The organism is Pelomonas parva (assembly GCF_043555835.1).
Taxonomy (GTDB): Bacteria; Pseudomonadota; Gammaproteobacteria; order Burkholderiales; family Burkholderiaceae_C; genus Pelomonas; species Pelomonas parva.
This window is the reverse complement of sequence record NZ_JBIGHV010000010.1, coordinates 209217-226502: the sequence shown is the minus strand read 5'-3', so window position 1 is coordinate 226502 and position 17286 is coordinate 209217. Positions and strand designations below refer to the sequence as shown.

Genomic DNA, 17286 nt, shown 5'->3' with positions numbered 1-17286 from the left:
CTGGGTGTGGGTCTGCGCTTCAGGGCAGGTAGTCGGAAACCTTGCCGGTACGTGCCAGCATCTGGTACTGGCGTTCGCGGTCCTGGGCTCGGGCGATGCGCTCCTCGCTGTCTGCCATGCCCTGGAGCATCTGCACCTGCGAGACCTCGTGGGCCAGTAGCGCGTTCTCCGCCCCGATGCGCGCCTGGATCTCCTGGACCGATTTCTGATCGTTCGTCGCGTTGATCTGGCCCATCAACGACTGGATCTGCGAGAGACGGCCGGCTGCGGCTTTCATGGCGTCCTGCAGCAGGCCTTTGTGCTGGAAGGGTTGCGCCAATGCGGCCTGGCAGGCTGTGCGGTCTGAGCTGCTGCGGTCGGCGCAGTTGTAGATCATGTTGGCGTCCCGCAGCGCCTTGGCGGTTGCGTTGAGCCCAGAGTACCCGGACGAATTGACATCGTTGAATAACGTGTAGACCTCGGCCGGGACGTAGTTGGTCAGGGCCAGGTCGTGGAAGACCTTGCCCAGATTGCGGACGCCATTGATGCTGGTCAGCTGCGACCGCAACTGGTTGATTTGCTGGACCTGGTTGTTGATCTGCTGAACCTGATTGGTGATCTCGGTGATGTCGTTCATCACCTGCTGTACCGTCTGGACCAGATTGGCGACATCGATGACCGGGATGCCGGTTGCGCGTGCGGTGCCTGTGATTGCGAGGATGGCCGCAGCCGCGGCGACCTTGAGACGTGTGTGCATAGCGGACTCCTGGGCTTGGGGTCAGGTCCTGCCGCGCAAGGCGGCGAGCTTGTAGGCGGCGGTGCGAACGGCGCCAGCACCTTGGCGAGCCATGCGGCTGGCTGCGGACGCCGCTGCGCCCGTTGCTTGGCCTGCGATATGTGGAATGCCGACGCCAGCGCGGACCGTGCCTCCGCCGCTTCCACCGGCAGTGCCGTTGCCGGCGCGGGACGAGGAGCGCAAGCCGGCGACCATCATGGCGTTCTGGACCATTTGGATGCCCTGCTGCATCGCGGCGCCGCCCGTCAGTGACGAGGCAAGGCTCGGCGCCTGGAAGCAGATGATGGCCATCAGGATCATGACGACGCAGTACTTCAAGGATTCGGCGACCGCGTTGAACGTGGGACCTGCGAGACCGCCTTGGCCCTGGATGACATGAACCAGCGAGTCGCCCATGTACGCGCTGAGTCCAAGGGCGAAGAGTGCGAACCAGGTCATGACCACGGCGTTCAGCATCATCGAGAGCCAGCTGTCGAAGAACCGGGCTGTCGGCTTCCAGGCCAGCGCAAGTACGAACAGCGGCCCAATGGCGATCACGAATGTCAGGAAGACCTTGGACAGTGTCACGACGAACAACGAGACGCACAAGAAGATGACGTTCCCGAACGCAGTCACCACGGCGGCGAGCAGTAAGTCGAGCCTCGTGATCCCGGCCTCCTTCATGAGGTCCACCACCAACTGGCTCGCCTTGTCATTGAACGCGTCGAGCACCGCATACGGCGACGCAAGCAGGGCCGGACTCGCTGACGGCGGCAGGAATGTAGTGGCGACACCGGTCGCCAGCGCGTTGGCCGTACCAGCAATGGTGGAGATGTAGAAGCCTGACTGAAGTGCGATCGCGAGCACGAGGCCGATCTTGAAGACCTTCCAGACGAAGTTGGGCACCGTATCGGCGACCTCGTTGCGGAGAACGGCCCAGCCATAGAGCCCCACCCAGAGCGTCATCGCGGACAGCGCGATTGGAGTGATCCCGGTCATCAGCGTTGCGACGACGCCTACGACGTATGTGTTGAGGACGCCGTCGAACTGGGATCCGATCCAGGTGAACATGGTCTCGCTCCGATCTACTGGATGACGGCGTGAGGCAGCGTCTTCGTGCTTACGCACTTGCTTGAGATGTCCGGGTGTTGGCACTGCATCCAGGCACCCTTGAGCTTCACTATCCACAGGCGGGGGCGCCTCTCGGTGCCGAACGTCGACGCGCGGCATGTACCGGCGCGCGCGTAGATCTCCGTGCATTCCTGGAGGCCATCCTTCGTTTCAACCATCCGCCATCCGCTTGGGGTGCAAGAGACTTGAGCCGCCAAGCAAGGAGGTCCCAACGTCATGCCCGGCAGCGGTGGCGTCTCTACCTTCTTGGTGCCGTCCGGCATCGTTGAAACTGCCTCGTTCCCCTTGACGAACTGGGCGCTGGCCGAGCCAACGGCCAGCGAAAGCACCACTGAGTTGATGAGGTAGGCGATGGGCTTCATGCGGCTCTCCGGTGGGTTTTGGATCCGCGATCGTGAACCTCACGAAGCAGCTCGGGAAGCCACTGAAACGGATCGTTGCCATGGCGAGCGCGGATCGCATCGAGGAGGGCGACGTTGTCTGTGCTGGCGGACAGGACGGTGATGAAGTCCTCCAGGCCGCTCAGGTCGAGTTCGCAGATGGCGCTGCCGTGCGGCTGCTTCACCAGGAAGCGGCGCCCGCTCTGGGAGCCCAGCGTGCGCACGATCTCGTACTCGGCCTCGCTGAGCCCGAAGCCTTCGACGTACTCGTCGCGGACGGCTTGCGGGTTGGCCAGGAAAATCTTGGTCACGCTCTGCTCGACCATGGTCCGACCGATGGGGTGGCGCAGTACGTCGGACGGGCTCTGCGTGTCGAAGATGCCCAGGCCGTTCTGCTTGCGGATGGTCTTCTGCTTCTTCTTGGCGAAGTCGCTGAAGATCTCGTGGTCGAGCGCCTTCCAGAACTCGGAGATGACGTAGATCAGCCGGCTGCCGTCGACCAGCTCGTCCATGACCTGCAGCAGGTACATCATGACCGGCGTCCGAACCTCGGGTAGGTCGAGAAACTCCGTGGTGTCGAAGCCGATCACGGATGCGGTCTGCAGGTCGAGTAGACGGTCGTCCGCCTGATCGAACACCCAGCCCAACGCGCCGCCATCGCACCAGCGTCCCAGCCGCTCGAAGAGGCTGTTCTCGCCGGCCTTGGGCAGGTTCTGGCGCACCGTCGAGAAGCGGCGCAGATGGGAAGGCATCATGGCGACGGCCTTCACCGCGTCGGCGATGGCGCGCTCGTCCGCTGGCATCAGCGGTAGCGCTGTCGAGGAGAGGCAAATCCTGACAAGCTGCTCCCAGAACTGGATGCGTGCGGGCGTGGGGTCCCGCTGCAGCGGGTTGCAGCCCGTGGGCCGACCTGCCTCCAGAGCGAGGTAGCGGCCACCCAGCGCGCGGATCGCGATCTCGCAGCCACGGTCCAGGTCGAAAAGCACCAGGCGCGGCGCCGGCTCCCACTTGCGGGTCAGCGTCAGCAAGAACATCTCCAAGGTGGTCTTGCCCACGCCGGTGGAGCCAATGATCAGCGTGTTGCCTGGCAGCTTCTTGTCCTCTGAATCCTCGTCGACAGGGCTGCTGTGCAGGTTCAGATAAAACGGCTGCCCGGACGGTGTGCGAAGTAGCGCGAGCGCTTCACCCCAGGGGTTGCCGTTGCGCTTTCCCTGAGGGAAGTTGTGGGCGCTGGCGAGTGCGGCAAATGCCCGTGAGGACAGCTTGGCGTCCCTGGGACGCCATTGCCAGTTGCCCGGCATCTGGGAGAACCATGCGGCGTCGGCCACAAGGTCGACCGGCGACATCTGCAGGCTGCTGTATTCACCCACGGCGCCGATGGCCTGCGCCGCACGGCGACCGGCATCTGCGACGCTGTCTCCAAAGACGACGAGGGAGTAGTGGTACTCGCCCATACAGAACTGCCCGTCGCCCAGTTCGTTGAGCGCCAGATCCATGTCAGCGATCTGGCTGGCCACGACATCGTCGCTGGCGATCAACTGGTCGCGCTGCAGCTCCAGCGCCCGCATCGCTTCGCGGCGGGGCAGGGCGGAGAAGCTCTGGGTTTCGATGAACTCGCTGGCTTCGTAGAGCAGGGCATCGAGGATGCCGGGCTGGACTGCGTCCGCGTACTCCTTGATGTCGATCAGGGCGCCGAACCGGCGTTGGTCACCATGCCGGATCTCCAGTTTGTCGCCGCCAAAGGACAGTCGTGCTGTCGGCAGCGTCCGGTACAACGCGCCCTTCGTGAAGGAAACGTCCCGCCAGCAGCCGTTGACCAGGTAGCCGAGGAACTCGGCCACTTCGGAGTAATTGCGACCGTGCTGCTCGCGGACGCCAAGCAACTCGGATCCGAAGCCGCGCAGCACGCGGCCGACCAGCGCTGAACGCTCTTCCATGGCGCGAAGGGCTTCGGCCTGCGCTTCGGCGATCGCCTCGCGCGTCCGGCGCGTCGGCTGCAAGGCCCGATTCACACGGGAAAGCGTGGGGCGGTAGACCAGCGTCAGGTAGAGCTCGTTGCTCATCAAACGGTGCTGGCCGATGCGGGCCTGATAGGCCTGGGACAGGTCACGAGCGAAGCCGGGCTGCTCCGGGTCCTGCAGCGCGTCGGTCACGACACGGTGGAGGCGATGGGTCCAGACGGCCCACTGACCACCGGCAAGGTTTCTTAGCAGGCTGCACAACGCCTCGTGGCGCTCGGCGATCTGGCTCTCGTCGGCGCACTCGAACGCGATGCCGTCCAAGCGCCAGACCCGCAAGTAGTCGCCGCCGCGAGTGATGACGTCGTGCTCGCTGACCAGCGAAGAGAACGGAACGAAGCGCGCGAGCGGGTTCTCGACCTGCGCCTGCGCCCAGTGGCGAGGCCTGACCGCGGTACGCTCGCGGCGGCGTGGGCTGCTATTGCGTTCAGGCATGCCAAGCATCGCGTGCTCCTCGGTACAGCGTGGGCGCATAGCTGCGGGCATGCCAGAGCGCGTGGTTCCGGTCGTACAGGCGCAGCTTCATGGCCAGGAACATCTGGCGAAAGCGCTGGTCGTCCTTTGCGGTGACGAAGCGCATCCAGGCGAGGGCGGGCGCGACAGCCAGCAGCACGGCGACGGCGAGCCACCAGCTGAGAAGGGCACCGCCCCACATGATGAGCAGCATGCTGGTGCCAAACAGCGCCACCAGCGGCACGAGTGGAATCCCCAGCTTCATCGCCGGCCGCGTGGCGCCCTTGTAGATGGCTTCGGCTTGCATGGCTGCCTCGGCGATCAGGTGACGATGTATGACGCCATGGCGCCAGCGCCGCCGATCAGCGTGGCGCCGATCAGCACGTTGGCAACGTCAGCCAGGCGGGCACCTTGGAAAATCATCTTGAAGCCGGCCCAGATGATGGCGATGGTCACCACGGCAATCGAGATCGTCACGAGGATCGCGTTGACGTTCACGACCGTGTCGTTGATCTTGTCGAAGCCTTGAGCTTCGGCGGGGCGGTATGCCATGACGAGCGCTGCCATCGAGGCCGCGGCGCAGCGGTTCTTGAGTTGTCCGAGTCGAGTCATGTCTTCTCCTTCGGGAGGGCTGGGGGGAGGGGCAGCTGCGCGCCGGTCGCCGCTCGGACGACCCGTTGCACGTAGCCGTGCTGGAAACCCGTGGAGAAGTCGCCGCTGTAGTAGCAGGACAAGGCCTGCCGGAGCGTCTGTTGGTTGCGTTGGCCTGCGAGCGCTGCTCGTTCGAAGCAGTCGGTCAAGACGACCTGCATGGCGGTCAAGTTCGAGCAGGGCTCGAATGCGCTCTGTAGCGTCAGCCCCAGGCGCGCGAAGTTGCGGACGTTGATTTGGCCCAGGCCGACGCTGAAGTTCCAACCTGCGGTCTGCAGCGCTGCCGCGGTGGCCAACGCCTCGGCTCGCCTCCTGGGCTGCCACTGAACCTCACCGCTGACGACGCCGATGGCCCAGGGGTTGAAGCTGCTTTCGACCTTGACGAGGGCATGAGCCGTGTCGACATGTACGGCAGGCGCGCAGGCGAGCGCCAGCGCCACGAACGCTGTGGTTTCCATGGCTGACGCTCAGTGGGCGGTCGGCGAGATGGCAGGCCGCATGGCCAGCCACGCGGCGAGCTCTTCGTCGAAGCGCTTATCCCAGGAGCGGAGCTGCAGCTTGGCGGCGGGGCTGAACTCCGTCACGGAGTCACCATCGAGGGACCACCAGGTGCGTGCGTAGGGTGCTCCCTGGACAGTCAATGAGATCGCGCCGGTGTAGTCGCAGATGTAGGTAGGGCCGTTCGGACCAGCGAACACCCGCGTGTACTGTGGGGGGCAGAACGACGGCGCACTCGACCAGCTATGGGATGCCGAGTTGCCTGCGCCGGCCATGGTGCATGTGGGGAACGGCTTGCCGCGAGCGAGATCGCGGAGCACCTGGCGCACCGGCGGCACGCACTGAGGAATGGACTTCCAGCTGGATGCTGCGAGGCACAGCAAGACTTGGCACCCGTCTACCGCGTATGCGGGCGAGGAACCAGCCAGAGCGACGCAAGCCGCCAGTGCGCTTCGGTGGAGATGCCGTAGCTTGGGGCGCTGGGTCAGATGTGGCGTCTTCTTGTCATCGTGCCCTTCGGGCCGTGAGATCCACTGCAACAGCTTCATGATGATCGACCTCTTTTAGAGAGCGCCTCGCGGGTGCTCTGTAGCGGCTCGTCGGGAGCCATGAGGTCAATTTAGGAACTGGAGGCAGTTGGTCAGTCGCTGGATTCGCGTCGATTTCCAGCTACCAACGAAGTGCCTTTGCGGGGGGGGGCCGGGGAGTTGATGTCAAGCCTTACCGAAGGCTGGCTCGGCTGTCTTCAAAGCAGGCCGTACAGGCGGGCAATGCGTGCAGCCGTTCTTCGATCTGGAGAGTTCAGCTTCGCGCACAGCTTCTGGAATCGGCAGTCAACGGTCTTCGCCTCGATGTTGAGGGCTGCGCCGATGTGCTTGCTGGTATGGCCCGCCTCCTCGTGTCGAAGAAGATCGAGCTCAGCAGCCGAGATGCGTGTGCTCGCAAGCAACTCGTGACGCATGAAGTTCAGCTGCCAGCGATGCAGTTCCATGGCAAGTGCCCGTGCCAGGACGCGTACAACAGCGAACGCCTCGTCGTCTTCGAAGAAGCCGGGGTTGTGCGAGCCCAGGCACAGCATCCCTACGCGCGAGGCGCCGACGTTGGTGGGAGCAGGCACGATGACTGCGGACGCGAAGCCTAGGGTGGCAGACATTGCAGCGAACTCTTCTTCATCTGGCCGGACGTTCAACTCCGTTCCGCGAATCGGTTCCGTGCCTTGGAGCGCATGCCTTAGCCAAGGGTCGTGGTTGTGCCAGTCATTTCGTGTGTACTCGACAGCCCACAGCGCATCGCAGGCCAATAGCCATCGATAGGAGCTGCGCGTGGCGTCGTCACGGATGAAGCTGAGGAGAACGCCGGCGTCCGCGCCGAATAGCTGCAGGGTCTGCTGAAGCTCCTTTACGGCCGAAGCAGGATCGGGTGCGTCGCTTAGGTGGGTCAGGACCTTCAGGATGCGCGCCCCGTAGTCTGGAGCGCCTGTCAGGGCTGACAAGCTGAACAGATCAGCCACTGCTGCACAGGACTTCATGGCCATGACGACACAGCTGGTCGAACAGCATCGGATCGTCGAAGCGGACTGGTTCGCTGGCGCACCAGCGGTCAAACCGCTCGGGACTGTCGAACAGCATCCGAAGCACGATGCGTGGACCGAGCGAGCGGCAATGCGTCCGTTCAACCAGCATGCCCCCGGCAGCCTGGCGCAGGGAGAAGGTGAGGGTCGCGTCCGCAGATGAGACAACGCGCGCGCTCTGGCTCGCTGACGCGCGGCTCATGGTTGCAGGTCGTCGCCTGCGTGCCAGCAGCGCGGCGCGCTTGTCGCCTAGCGGTCGCGCTGGCTCCTCGATGACGTCGATGCGGCGATGCGCTGATCCATCCTGAACATCGAAGGGCGCATGTCCTCGTTTGTAACGATACTTCTTGTCTGAGCTCATCCCTGCTCCTGACCACCTCCGGCCACGTCACGGTCTTGCGGGCGGCTATTTCGCGGCTCGCCAGTGCGTGCCGCGTGGTCCATTGCAGACCTCTCGGGGCGACATGTCCAGAATGCTTCGTAGCAAATTCAGCACACCAGTTACGACCACTGAGGCGGCTGGTTCGTCCCAGGGCGTCCCGGCAATCTCTGCTTCACCGAACGTCCGGATCGACGGTCAGTTCGTTCGGCCATTTACGGGTCCAGACACCGTCGCCGTTCCTGTGGTCGAGCGTCCTACAGGAAGCGCGTCCATCCCGAGTGCCGAACGCCTGAAAGCATTCTTACGGATGGTTTCCGTACAGTCTCTACGTTAGTGTGTTCGGTGGTGTCATTTGCCAGGCGCCGACTTTCGGCGATTGAAGGAGATCCACCGTGCTGCTGTTGATCGCGCGAGAGCCACGGCCTGACGCTGCGTACTGGCCGGGCCGAAGGGGGCTTGCGGCAGTCGATGCGGTGATATGGCCGCTGCTGTGGATCATCTTTATCCGTCAGCTACCAGCGGAATCCGGCGTCGTTGGGGCCGTGGGCATAGCTGTCGCCGTGCTTTGCTGCCTGGGTCGCCTCTATCGCGCGCTGTGGGGCAACGAACGCTATTGGTTCACGACCTGGCGCTGGGGCCGCTTGGTGGCAGCACTGCTCCTGATTGGAACAGTGCTGAAGTTGAGCGTTTGACGGGTGTTGGCGGCGGAGGTTCTGTTCAGTGCGCAGCCACAGGCCTTGCCGCACTCCATGCGTCGATGTCGCTCACACGCCAGCCGACTGCCCGTGGCCCGAGGCGCACGGGATTGGGGAACAGGTTCTGAGCCATCAGGCGGTAGATGGTGGTCCTGCCCAGACCCGTCATCTGCCTGAGCTTGGGCATGCGGACGAAGACGGACGTTTGCGCTTCAGTCGGGGTGGTCGCAGTTGCGTTGGCATTCGGTGTGTCGCTGTGCATGGCTTGAACCTCCAATGACATGTCATAGGAATCTAGGCATCGGCGGATAGCGACTGAGCGCTGGATTCGGAGGGAAATCCTGCCGTTGTGTTCATTGACCGACCAGCGATCAGCCTACGCCGGCCGACATGGCGCTCATCAAAGTTGAGTCTTGCCGCGACCAGCAGCACGAAGCCTTGGGTTGCGCCTCGAACTGATAGGGCGCGGCGCCGCTCAGAACGGCGGGTAGCTCGGCCAGCTCAGTGCGGCGCGAACCCGCTCAAGCGCAGCAAGGTCGCTCGGGTCCTCAATGCCCACCAGCAGGCGCGTGAACGGCCTTCGCACGCGCTGCGCCAGCAGCTCCATGTCGGTTTCCATGCCGTACTGATTCAGCACAACAGCGCGGGCGGCCTCATTCATGCCGGCGAGGGCGACGACTTCACCTTGCCGTTCTACGTTTTGGTTGCGGCTTGGGCGCTGACCGCCGGCAGCAACCATTGCTGCTCAACCGCTTCGCCCGGCTGCTGAGGCCCTGGTCGACGCGGCGCGTTGACCGACGCGCGGCACGCTGCCGGCGCAATGCTTGCAGGCGCCACCGAAAGCTGCAACACACTTGGACTATGCTGTTAGCGAGCGCCCCCAACCAGGGCGTGGCACGGAGCCAATGTGCAGCCAAGCGGCCAGCCCAAAGAGGGTGGAGCTTCTTTCGAGGAGGAAGCAGCCTGCAACGCGCCTGCCTTTCTGCTGGACCAGCCCGCCGGCCAGCGCGAGCGCCGCCATGCGCTGATCGTCGTGCTGCTGTCGGTGGTGGTGTTCGCTGCCCTGGCGCCCTTTGCAAAGGTGAAGCTGGCGCCGGTGCCGGCCTTCATCCCGATCTACCAGTCGGCCATGGTGTTGACCGACCTGATCACCGCCGTGCTGCTGTTCGGCCAGTACCGCATCCTGCGTTCGCAGGCCCTGCTGGTGCTGGGCTGCGGCTACCTATTCACGGCGCTGCTGACGACGGCGCACACGCTGAGTTTTCCGGGCCTGTTCAGCGCCACGGGCCTGCTCGGCGCCACGACGCAGACCACCGTCTGGCTCTACATGCTGTGGCATGCCGGCTTTCCTGTCTTCGTACTGGGCTATCTGGCACTTAAGAGCCGGCCGCGGCTGGCCGTGCCGGCGCAGTTTTGGCCGGCTGTCACGCTGATGGCGGGCGCTGGCTGCATCGCGTTGACGACGATCGGCCACGCCTGGCTGCCCGACCTGCTCGTCGGCGGCCGCTATTCGCTGACCTTCCAGCTCACCGTTGGCTGCGTCTGGGCCCTCAGCCTGGTCGCGCTGGCGGCGCTGTGGCGCCAGAAGCCGCGCACCGTGCTCGACCTGTGGCTGATGGTGGTCTGCCTGGCGTGGCTGCTCGACATCGCGCTGGCGGCCATGCTGAACGGGGCGCGCTTCGACCTCGGCTTCTACGCCGGCCGCATCTATGGCCTCATCGCCTGCTCGGTCGTGCTGCTGGAACTGCTGCTGGAAAACAGCACGCTGTATGCGCGCCTGTTCAAGGCCTACGAAGCGCGCCAGCAGCAAAGCGAGGCCTTGGCGGTCGCACGCGACGACGCCCAGGCCGCCAACGCGGCCAAGAGCCTGTTCCTGGCCAGCATGAGCCATGAGATCCGCACGCCGATGAACGCCGTCATCGGCCTGACAAACCTCGTGCTCGAGACCCGCCTGGACGCGCGCCAGCGCGACTACCTTGGCAAGGTGCAGACGTCCTCCAAGGCCCTGCTGACGCTGCTCAACGACATCCTCGACTACTCCAAGATCGAGGCCGGCAAGGTCACGCTGGAGGCCGAGGAGTTCAGCCCCGAGGAGGTGATCGAGAACGTCGGCCACCTGTTCTCGGCGCGGCTGGAGGAGGCCGGGCTGGACCTGATCTTCGAGTTCGACAAGCGCCTGCCCGACCGCCTCGTGGGCGACAGCCTGCGCCTGACCCAGGTGCTCAGCAACCTCTTGGGCAATGCCATCAAGTTCACGCCCAAGGGCGAGATCGTCGTGGGCGCTGAAATGCGCGGCGAGCGGGACGGCCGCGTGCACCTCGCGATGAGCGTGCGCGACACCGGCATCGGCATGGCGCCCGCGCAGGTCGGCCAGCTCTTCCAGGTCTTCGGCCAAACCGATGCCTCCATCGCACGCCGCTACGGAGGTACCGGCCTGGGCCTGGCGATCTCCAAGCGCCTGGTCGAGCTGATGGACGGCAGCTTCGACGTCCGCAGCGAGCCCGGCAAGGGCAGCACCTTCGTTTTCAGCTGCAGCTTCGGCAAGGCCAAGCCGGGCGCCGAGCGCATCGACCTGCACCGCATCCGCGGCATGCGGGCGCTGGTGGTGGACGCCCAGCCCACCGGGCGGCTGGTCCTGCAACAGATGCTGGAGAGCTGGCGCTTCCAGGTCGGGGTCGCGTCATTTGGCGACGAGGCCCTGTACCGCCTGCGCCAGGCGGACCCGCAGCACCCGTATGAGCTGCTGCTGATCGACTGGAAAACCACGGGCGCCGAGTTTGTCGACGCCGCCTGCCGCATCGCCATCGAGCGCGGCGCGCCGGCACCGGCCGTCATCGCGCTTGGCAGCCTGCACGCCAGCCGAAGCGTCGCCGAGGAACTGCAAAGCCGCCTCGACGCGCAGGTGCTGGTCAAGCCGGTCACGCCGTCGCGCCTCTTCGATGCTCTGGCCCAATTGCAGCGCCGCGCGCCGGTGGTGACTAGCCCTGCGGCGACCAGCGGCAGCATGGCCGACCTGGCCGACAGCATGCGCGCCCTCCACGGCGTACGCGTCCTGCTTGTCGAGGACAACGCCGTCAACCAGCAGGTCGCCTGCGCCTTCCTGGAGATGGCGAAGCTGGAGGTTGTGGTGGCAGAGAACGGACTGCAGGCCATCGAACGCATCCGGCACGAGGCCTTCGACGCGGTGCTGATGGACATGCAGATGCCCGAGATGGACGGCCTGACCGCCACGCGGCTCATCCGCGCGATGCCGGAACATGCGTGCCTGCCCATCATCGCGATGACGGCAAGCGCCATGGAGACCGACGTGCAGGATTGCCTGGCCGCGGGCATGAACGCCCACGTCGGCAAACCCATCGACCCGCGGCAACTGGTGCGCACGCTGCTCGCATGGGTGCCGCCTGCGGCGCGCGACCAGCTGGCTTAGGTCACCAGCCACTCGAAGTCCATTCCCCGCTCGTCTCCACGTCTGGCCGCCGTCGGCTGAGAAGACCTGCTGCCAACTCGGCCTGGCGGTGGCGGTGTCGGTCCAGCGGACGTGAACGTGCCGGGGTGGCCTCGCAGTTGGTCGTCGCACTGGCGACTACCGACGCATTGCAGGGTCGAAAACTCGCATGGATGCGGCACAGTGAGGACCGGTGGGGCAGCGTCAGCATGGCGTCGATGTGGCCGGGTCCGCAGAGCAGCCGGCGACATGCTGGAGCAGGCTCGTTTGCCGCTGATGCGCTGCTGGCGACGGTCAACGACCGTTTCAGGCTGGCTGCTGCCGCTCGGATTCGTCAGTCGTGGGGCAGCAATGTGCTCTTATGTACATCTACACATAAGGGCACTTATGCACAGCACCCAGTTATGAACAGTTCGGCACTGGCCTCGGCCGGACAGCGGCGGAAGTGCTGGTGATCTGACCGTGTGGATCGCGCGGCACTGGACATAAGCCGTGCTTCGGCGCAGGGGTGGTGGTCTCACAACTGGAGATCACCATGGATCCGATCTGCGCGCTGAATCCGCTGGCCCGAGCTTGGTTGCTCGATGGCCCCTTGGCATCGCACTTGACTGCCTACCTGGCCCTGCTGGAGCGAGGCCACTACGCGACCGGCACCACCACCACCTATGCGCGAGCCTTGGCGCACTTTGCACACTGGATGGCATTGAGCCGCCTGGAGGCGATGCAGCTTGACGAGGCCTCGGTCGCCGAGTTCCTGAACGACCACCTGCCGCGCTGCGACTGTGATGCCACCGCCTTGCGCACGGCTGCTGATCTGCGAGCCGGCCTGGGCCATCTGATGAGGCTGTTGCGCGCGCTGCGTGTGATCCCGGAGCCGCTATTGCCGACTGGACCCATCGCCGAAGAGCTGTGCCGCTACGACACCCACATGCGTGACGCTCGCGGCCTGGCCGCAGGTACACGCGAGGGCCGTCTGAGCTTGGTGAACCGATTGCTACTGAGCAAATTCTCCGGCCGTGTGTTCGCCTTCCAGGAGTTGCAGCCCCAGGACGTGCGTGACTTCATCGCGCAAGAACTGCAGCGCGTCAGCACCGTGTCCCATGCCAGTGCAATAGCGGCCTCGCTGCGGGCCTACCTGCGCTATCGCAGCACTTGCGGCGATGTCGTCGCCGGCTTGCTCGGGGTGATCTCTTCGCCCGCACGCTGGGCATTGGCGTCGCTGCCCCGCGCCCTCACCGAGGACGAATTGCAACGGCTGCTGATGCAGTGCGGACAGACCCACTCGGCGCCTATGCGCTTGCTGGCCATGGTCCATCTGGCATCGGATCTGGGATTGCGAGTTGGCGAGATTGCCGCACTCGAACTTCACGACATCGACTGGTCACGCGGCACACTGACGCTCCGGCGCACGAAGTCCCACCGACAGGACGTATTGCCGCTGCCCATGGCCGCCGGCACGGCATTGGCCAACTACCTGCGCCACGAGCGCCCCAACTCCACCCTCGCCACCGTCTTCGTGCGCCGTCACGCCCCGCACGACCAACCGGTCGGCGTGGACGCGGTTCGCGCGGCCGTCGGCAGAGCGATGCGTCGGGCCGGTATTGCACGCGGGTACACCCATGTGTTGCGCCACACCCTGGCGTGTCGGCTGGTCAACAGCGGGGGCTCGATCAAGGAGGTGGCCGATGTGCTGCGTCACCGTTCCTTGAACACCTCACTCATCTACGCCAAGCTCGACCGCCACCACCTTGACGAGGTGGCCTTGCCCTGGCCCGGGAGCGCAGCATGAGTGCCCCGCTTGATCTTGCAGGCCGAGTGCAGGTGTACTTGGCCGAACGGCGCAGCCTGGGCTTCGGCATGCGCTGCCCCAGTCAGGCGCTGCCCAGCTTCGCCCGCTTCGTCGAGGCATCGAAGCACAGCGGCCCCTTGAGCGTGGAGCTGATGACGCAGTGGGCTCGCCAAGCCCGGGGCGGCAACCCCAGCGCGGTCACCGTGGCGCGCAAGCTGGCCTCACTGCGTCCCTTCCTGGGTTGGCTGCAACAGTTCGAACCTCGCACCGAGGTGCCCGACGACGCCAGCTTCGGCCCGATCCCGGGACGGGTGTCTCCGCATATTTACCAACTCGCCGAGATCTTGGCGCTGCTGCAGGCCGCACACCAGTTGGGGTCTATCGACGCGCTGCGATCAGCCACCTACGAGACCCTGTTCGGGCTGATGGCGTCGACCGGGCTGCGCATCTCGGAAGCCCTGCGGCTGAGTGACCATGACGTGGATCTTGAGGCAGGCGTCTTGACGATTCGCCAGACCAAGTTCTGCAAGTCCCGGCTGGTGCCGGTGCACCCGAGTGCTGTTGCGCCTCTGGCGGCCTACCGCGCACTGCGCAGCCAATTGGTGGGCGCACCGGTGCTTGGGTCCTTCTTCGTGGGTTCGCGCGGGCAGCGCCGAGGGTTGCCGTTGGGCAACCGACAGGTGGCGCACACATTCACGCAGTTACGCGACCAACTCGGCTGGGTTGACCGCGGCGGCCATGGTCGGCCTCGGGTGCACGACCTGCGCCACAGCTTTGCCGTAAGGCGTTTGACGCTGTGGCATGAGCAAGGCGGGGACCTCGACCAACGCATGCTGGCTCTGTCGACCTACATGGGCCACGTCAAGATCTCCTATACCTACTGGTACCTCACCGGCACCCCCGAACTGATGTCCTTGGCCGGCGCGCGCTTCGAGCGCTTCGCCGATTCCCAGTGCGTCCAGGAGCCGCAAGATGTCTAACGCCAGCACCCCGTCAAGACCGAGCTTCGCCGCCTTGGTACAGGCATTCTTCGCCGATCACCTGACCCAGCAGCGCGCCCTGAGCGCACGCACCGTGGCGGCCTACCGAGACGCCTTCATGCTGTTCCTGCAGTTTGCTCAAGGCCGCCTTCACAAGGCCCCCACGGCGATGCAACTCAGCGACATGACGCCTGCGCTGATCCTGGCCTTCCTCGACCACTTGGAGAGCGAGCGCGGCAACACCGTGCGCAGCCGCAATGCCCGCCTGGCAGCGCTGCGGACGTTCCTGAAGTTTGCAGGTCACAGGGATATCGCGGCCTTGCACCTCATCGAACAGGCGCTGGGCGTGCCGATGAAGCGCTTCGAGCGGCCGATGCTCGGCTTCCTCGCGCGTGACGAGATGCTGGCCGTCATCGGGCCGCCCGCGCAGGGCTGGACCGGCCAACGCGATCAACTGCTGCTGGCTCTGCTGTACAACTCCGGCGCGCGCGTCTCGGAGATCATCGGCGTGACAGTGGCCGACGTAGTGATCGAGGCCGCCGCCTGTGTTCATCTGCACGGCAAGGGGCGCAAGCAGCGATCAGTGCCGCTGTGGAAGTCCACGGTCAAGCTGGTCCGTGCTTGGCTCAGGCTCAACCCAGGCCTGTTGCCGACCTCGGCCTTGCTGCCCAACCGCGGCGGCGAGCCGATGACGCGCTCCAACGTCACGCAGCGCCTAGCGCTGGCAGTCAAGGTGGCCGCACAGACAACGCCCAGCCTGCTCGGGCGGGCGATCTCGCCCCACACCTTGCGGCACACGACCGCCATGCATCTGTTGCAGTCGGGCGTGGACATCAGCGTCATCGCCCTGTGGCTGGGCCACGAAAGTCCGACCACCACGCATCAGTATGTGGAGGCTGACCTGGCGATGAAGGAAAAGGCACTCTCCAGGCTACAGGACCCCAACGCCACCACGACCCGCTTCCGCCCGGATGACGCGCTGCTGGCCTTCCTCAAGACGCTGTGACTATGCGGAGCAATCAAGCCACGAATCGGGCAGGCTTGCCTATGAACGTCGCCTCGTCACGGAGCAAACTACTCATAACGGTGCCCTGTGCATAAGTGCCCTTATGTACATCTACACATAAGGGCACAAAGCGGTCATCGGGTTGTCCACCCGACCACCGCCTTCGATAACCGGAAAGCTGCGGTCATCCAGCCTCGTGTCAGGCAAGCCTTGGTTGTCAGTCAACCTCTGGCACAACAGGCTGCGTGGGGCGACCTCGCGCCGGGTAGCCGGACTTTTGCCGCCACTCGCGTGGCGAAAGGCCAAACTGCTCCCTGAACGAGCGGCTGAAATGAGTCGCGTCGTTGAAGCCCCATGCAAACGCGATTTCGCTCACGCTTCGATTCGCCATGCGGGCGTCGCAAAGATCTCGCCGGCACGCATCGAGCCGTTGCTGCCAGATCCAACGAGAGAGCGGGACAGGTTCGCCACGGAATAGGCGCGACAGGTGGTCCGGCGACACGCGCATGGCGCAGGCAATCTTGGAGATCGACAACTCCGGGTTGCGCAGGTTGTCCATCGCATACGCCTTCACTCGCGCAACGTGATACGCACACAGTTGCGAAGAGCGCTGCGTATTTGCGCCTGGCAAGCCGCGCAGTCCGGCGGCGATGATGCTCGTGATTCCCTCTGAAACGCCGATGGCCGACGACGGATGCAGGCGATCAATGTCGCGCTGCAGGGTGTCGATCATCGTGAGAAGCAGGTTTCCGGCGGCGCAGGTGCCCGGAACAGTCGTCGCCGTCAGATCGTGCAGATTCGTGACGTGGGGCTGCAGTTCGCTGCTGGGCAGGCGCACGACGATGAGCTCGTGGGTTTCATCCTCGAAACGCAGTTCGTACGGTCGCGTCGTGTCGTACATCACGAAATCACCGGGGACGAGCCGCGCTTCGCGGCCGTCCTGGCGGACCACCGCACGTCCGACCCGCTGGATCTGAACGAGGGTTGAGTCGCGAGTGTCGTTGCAGATCATGCTTGGCGTGCGACGAAGGAACTGAACGTTCGAGTGCACTTCGGTCAGGTCGAGTACGCCTAACGGGCTGAACGAGATCTCGCCGAAGACGTCGCTGCCCGGGCGATCACATTCCAGCTGCGCGTATATCGCGCAGACCATGTCCAGCCAATAAGCGAAACGGTCGTCGGAGCCAACCGTTGCCGTACTGAGGCGTTTGCGATGCGGCGAAATGGTTTCGGACTTGAGCGATGCGTGCGGTGGGATTCTGGCTGCGTACATGGGCCTCCCCATTTGCGATGACATCCCGACGGAACGCAATTCCCGCGCCGGACGGGACAAACCAAGGGTAGCTGATCGCTACATCCGCATGCCTCAGGTCCTTCCCGGCCGCGACGCGTCGGATTCAGTCGATTGTCTGGTCGGAACCAGCCGAATGGTCGGATCGGGTCAAGCCGCGAGGCGTTTGCAGTCGAGCCGTAAGCACGCCCGGCTCCTACGCTAGCTCCCATCGCATCTCACCTCCAGAGACCACCATGCACC

General features: G+C 64.7%; 18 protein-coding genes. 5 read left to right on the top strand and 13 right to left on the bottom strand.

Translation table 11 applies throughout. The features are described from left to right. Nucleotides 1-19 precede the first annotated feature (19 nt). The 10 genes from ACG00Y_RS24070 to ACG00Y_RS24025 all read right to left on the bottom strand — a co-directional run bounded on the left by ACG00Y_RS24070 (nt 20) and on the right by ACG00Y_RS24025 (nt 7816). Nucleotides 20-736 (bottom strand): TrbJ/VirB5 family protein, encoded by a 717-nt coding sequence (locus ACG00Y_RS24070; RefSeq protein ID WP_394483344.1) that lies wholly within the window; start codon nt 734-736, stop codon nt 20-22. A gap of 21 nt (nt 737-757) precedes the next feature. Continuing rightward, nucleotides 758-1825, bottom strand: a complete 1068-nt coding sequence (locus ACG00Y_RS24065) for a TrbL/VirB6 family protein (RefSeq protein ID WP_394483342.1) — start codon at nt 1823-1825, stop codon at nt 758-760. Between the two features lie 14 nt (nt 1826-1839). Next, nucleotides 1840-2247: a hypothetical protein gene (locus tag ACG00Y_RS24060; protein WP_394483340.1), complete on the bottom strand. Its 408-nt coding sequence runs from the start codon at nt 2245-2247 to the stop codon at nt 1840-1842. Further along, the gene (locus ACG00Y_RS24055) at nt 2244-4727 is read right to left on the bottom strand and encodes a VirB4 family type IV secretion/conjugal transfer ATPase (protein ID WP_394483338.1); all 2484 of its coding nucleotides are present in this window, start codon (nt 4725-4727) and stop codon (nt 2244-2246) included. The genes ACG00Y_RS24060 and ACG00Y_RS24055 overlap by 4 nt, the downstream gene beginning before the upstream one ends. After that, nucleotides 4711-5043, bottom strand: a complete 333-nt coding sequence (locus tag ACG00Y_RS24050) for a VirB3 family type IV secretion system protein (protein WP_394483336.1) — start codon at nt 5041-5043, stop codon at nt 4711-4713. Before ACG00Y_RS24050 ends, ACG00Y_RS24055 begins: the two co-directional genes overlap by 17 nt. Before the next feature lie 14 nt (nt 5044-5057). After that, entirely contained in the window at nt 5058-5348 is a 291-nt protein-coding gene (locus ACG00Y_RS24045; protein WP_394483334.1) for a TrbC/VirB2 family protein, read from the bottom strand. After that, a complete protein-coding gene (locus ACG00Y_RS24040; protein WP_394483332.1) occupies nt 5345-5845 on the bottom strand; it encodes a lytic transglycosylase domain-containing protein in 501 nt (166 codons plus the stop codon). The genes ACG00Y_RS24045 and ACG00Y_RS24040 overlap by 4 nt, the downstream gene beginning before the upstream one ends. A 9-nt stretch (nt 5846-5854) precedes the next feature. After that, nucleotides 5855-6433 carry a hypothetical protein gene (locus tag ACG00Y_RS24035; protein ID WP_394483330.1) on the bottom strand — a complete coding sequence of 193 codons (579 nt, stop codon included), beginning with the start codon at nt 6431-6433 and terminating at the stop codon, nt 5855-5857. Nucleotides 6434-6630: 197 nt separating this feature from the next. After that, entirely contained in the window at nt 6631-7419 is a 789-nt protein-coding gene (locus tag ACG00Y_RS24030) for a helix-turn-helix transcriptional regulator (protein ID WP_394483328.1), read from the bottom strand. Beyond that, nucleotides 7388-7816, bottom strand: coding sequence for a hypothetical protein (locus tag ACG00Y_RS24025; RefSeq protein ID WP_394483326.1), 429 nt, complete (start codon nt 7814-7816; stop codon nt 7388-7390). The genes ACG00Y_RS24030 and ACG00Y_RS24025 overlap by 32 nt, the downstream gene beginning before the upstream one ends. 413 nt (nt 7817-8229) lie before the next feature. On the opposite strand from ACG00Y_RS24025, the gene ACG00Y_RS24020 reads away from it, so the two are divergent. Next, complete coding sequence (locus ACG00Y_RS24020; protein ID WP_394483324.1) at nt 8230-8529, top strand: hypothetical protein; 300 nt, start codon at nt 8230-8232, stop codon at nt 8527-8529. Nucleotides 8530-8554: 25 nt separating this feature from the next. Here the strand turns inward: ACG00Y_RS24020 and ACG00Y_RS24015 are convergent, their stop codons facing one another. Beyond that, nucleotides 8555-8794 (bottom strand): helix-turn-helix transcriptional regulator, encoded by a 240-nt coding sequence (locus ACG00Y_RS24015; RefSeq protein WP_394483322.1) that lies wholly within the window; start codon nt 8792-8794, stop codon nt 8555-8557. Between the two features lie 213 nt (nt 8795-9007). Then, nucleotides 9008-9271 (bottom strand): hypothetical protein, encoded by a 264-nt coding sequence (locus ACG00Y_RS24010; RefSeq protein WP_394483320.1) that lies wholly within the window; start codon nt 9269-9271, stop codon nt 9008-9010. 168 nt (nt 9272-9439) lie between these two features. Here ACG00Y_RS24010 and ACG00Y_RS24005 point away from each other — a divergent pair, with 168 nt between their 5' ends. The 4 genes from ACG00Y_RS24005 to ACG00Y_RS23990 all read left to right on the top strand — a co-directional run bounded on the left by ACG00Y_RS24005 (nt 9440) and on the right by ACG00Y_RS23990 (nt 15752). After that, nucleotides 9440-11959: a response regulator gene (locus ACG00Y_RS24005; RefSeq protein WP_394483318.1), complete on the top strand. Its 2520-nt coding sequence runs from the start codon at nt 9440-9442 to the stop codon at nt 11957-11959. A gap of 553 nt (nt 11960-12512) precedes the next feature. Continuing rightward, the gene (locus ACG00Y_RS24000; RefSeq protein ID WP_394483316.1) at nt 12513-13766 is read left to right on the top strand and encodes a tyrosine-type recombinase/integrase; all 1254 of its coding nucleotides are present in this window, start codon (nt 12513-12515) and stop codon (nt 13764-13766) included. After that, nucleotides 13763-14746 (top strand): tyrosine-type recombinase/integrase, encoded by a 984-nt coding sequence (locus ACG00Y_RS23995; protein WP_394483314.1) that lies wholly within the window; start codon nt 13763-13765, stop codon nt 14744-14746. The genes ACG00Y_RS24000 and ACG00Y_RS23995 overlap by 4 nt, the downstream gene beginning before the upstream one ends. After that, the gene (locus ACG00Y_RS23990; RefSeq protein ID WP_394483312.1) at nt 14739-15752 is read left to right on the top strand and encodes a tyrosine-type recombinase/integrase; all 1014 of its coding nucleotides are present in this window, start codon (nt 14739-14741) and stop codon (nt 15750-15752) included. Before ACG00Y_RS23995 ends, ACG00Y_RS23990 begins: the two co-directional genes overlap by 8 nt. Nucleotides 15753-15969: 217 nt before the next feature. Here ACG00Y_RS23990 and ACG00Y_RS23985 read toward each other — a convergent pair whose 3' ends face one another. Next, nucleotides 15970-17025 (bottom strand): AraC-like ligand-binding domain-containing protein, encoded by a 1056-nt coding sequence (locus tag ACG00Y_RS23985; protein ID WP_394483310.1) that lies wholly within the window; start codon nt 17023-17025, stop codon nt 15970-15972. Between the last annotated feature and the right edge of the window lie 261 nt (nt 17026-17286).

Excerpts from the sequence above, each read along its gene's own strand:
- ACG00Y_RS24065 (WP_394483342.1), bottom strand. The coding sequence starts at position 1,825 with ATGTTCACCTGGATCGGATCCCAGTTCGACGGCGTCCTCAACACATAC.
- ACG00Y_RS24070 (WP_394483344.1), bottom strand. The coding sequence starts at position 736 with ATGCACACACGTCTCAAGGTCGCCGCGGCTGCGGCCATCCTCGCAATC.
- ACG00Y_RS24055 (WP_394483338.1), bottom strand. The coding sequence starts at position 4,727 with ATGCTTGGCATGCCTGAACGCAATAGCAGCCCACGCCGCCGCGAGCGT.
- ACG00Y_RS24060 (WP_394483340.1), bottom strand. The coding sequence starts at position 2,247 with ATGAAGCCCATCGCCTACCTCATCAACTCAGTGGTGCTTTCGCTGGCC.
- ACG00Y_RS24035 (WP_394483330.1), bottom strand. The coding sequence starts at position 6,433 with ATGAAGCTGTTGCAGTGGATCTCACGGCCCGAAGGGCACGATGACAAG.
- ACG00Y_RS23990 (WP_394483312.1), top strand. The coding sequence starts at position 14,739 with ATGTCTAACGCCAGCACCCCGTCAAGACCGAGCTTCGCCGCCTTGGTA.
- ACG00Y_RS24025 (WP_394483326.1), bottom strand. The coding sequence starts at position 7,816 with ATGAGCTCAGACAAGAAGTATCGTTACAAACGAGGACATGCGCCCTTC.
- ACG00Y_RS24030 (WP_394483328.1), bottom strand. The coding sequence starts at position 7,419 with ATGGCCATGAAGTCCTGTGCAGCAGTGGCTGATCTGTTCAGCTTGTCA.
- ACG00Y_RS24040 (WP_394483332.1), bottom strand. The coding sequence starts at position 5,845 with ATGGAAACCACAGCGTTCGTGGCGCTGGCGCTCGCCTGCGCGCCTGCC.
- ACG00Y_RS24050 (WP_394483336.1), bottom strand. The coding sequence starts at position 5,043 with ATGCAAGCCGAAGCCATCTACAAGGGCGCCACGCGGCCGGCGATGAAG.
- ACG00Y_RS23995 (WP_394483314.1), top strand. The coding sequence starts at position 13,763 with ATGAGTGCCCCGCTTGATCTTGCAGGCCGAGTGCAGGTGTACTTGGCC.
- ACG00Y_RS24045 (WP_394483334.1), bottom strand. The coding sequence starts at position 5,348 with ATGACTCGACTCGGACAACTCAAGAACCGCTGCGCCGCGGCCTCGATG.
- ACG00Y_RS24015 (WP_394483322.1), bottom strand. The coding sequence starts at position 8,794 with ATGCACAGCGACACACCGAATGCCAACGCAACTGCGACCACCCCGACT.
- ACG00Y_RS24010 (WP_394483320.1), bottom strand. The coding sequence starts at position 9,271 with ATGGTTGCTGCCGGCGGTCAGCGCCCAAGCCGCAACCAAAACGTAGAA.
- ACG00Y_RS24000 (WP_394483316.1), top strand. The coding sequence starts at position 12,513 with ATGGATCCGATCTGCGCGCTGAATCCGCTGGCCCGAGCTTGGTTGCTC.
- ACG00Y_RS23985 (WP_394483310.1), bottom strand. The coding sequence starts at position 17,025 with ATGTACGCAGCCAGAATCCCACCGCACGCATCGCTCAAGTCCGAAACC.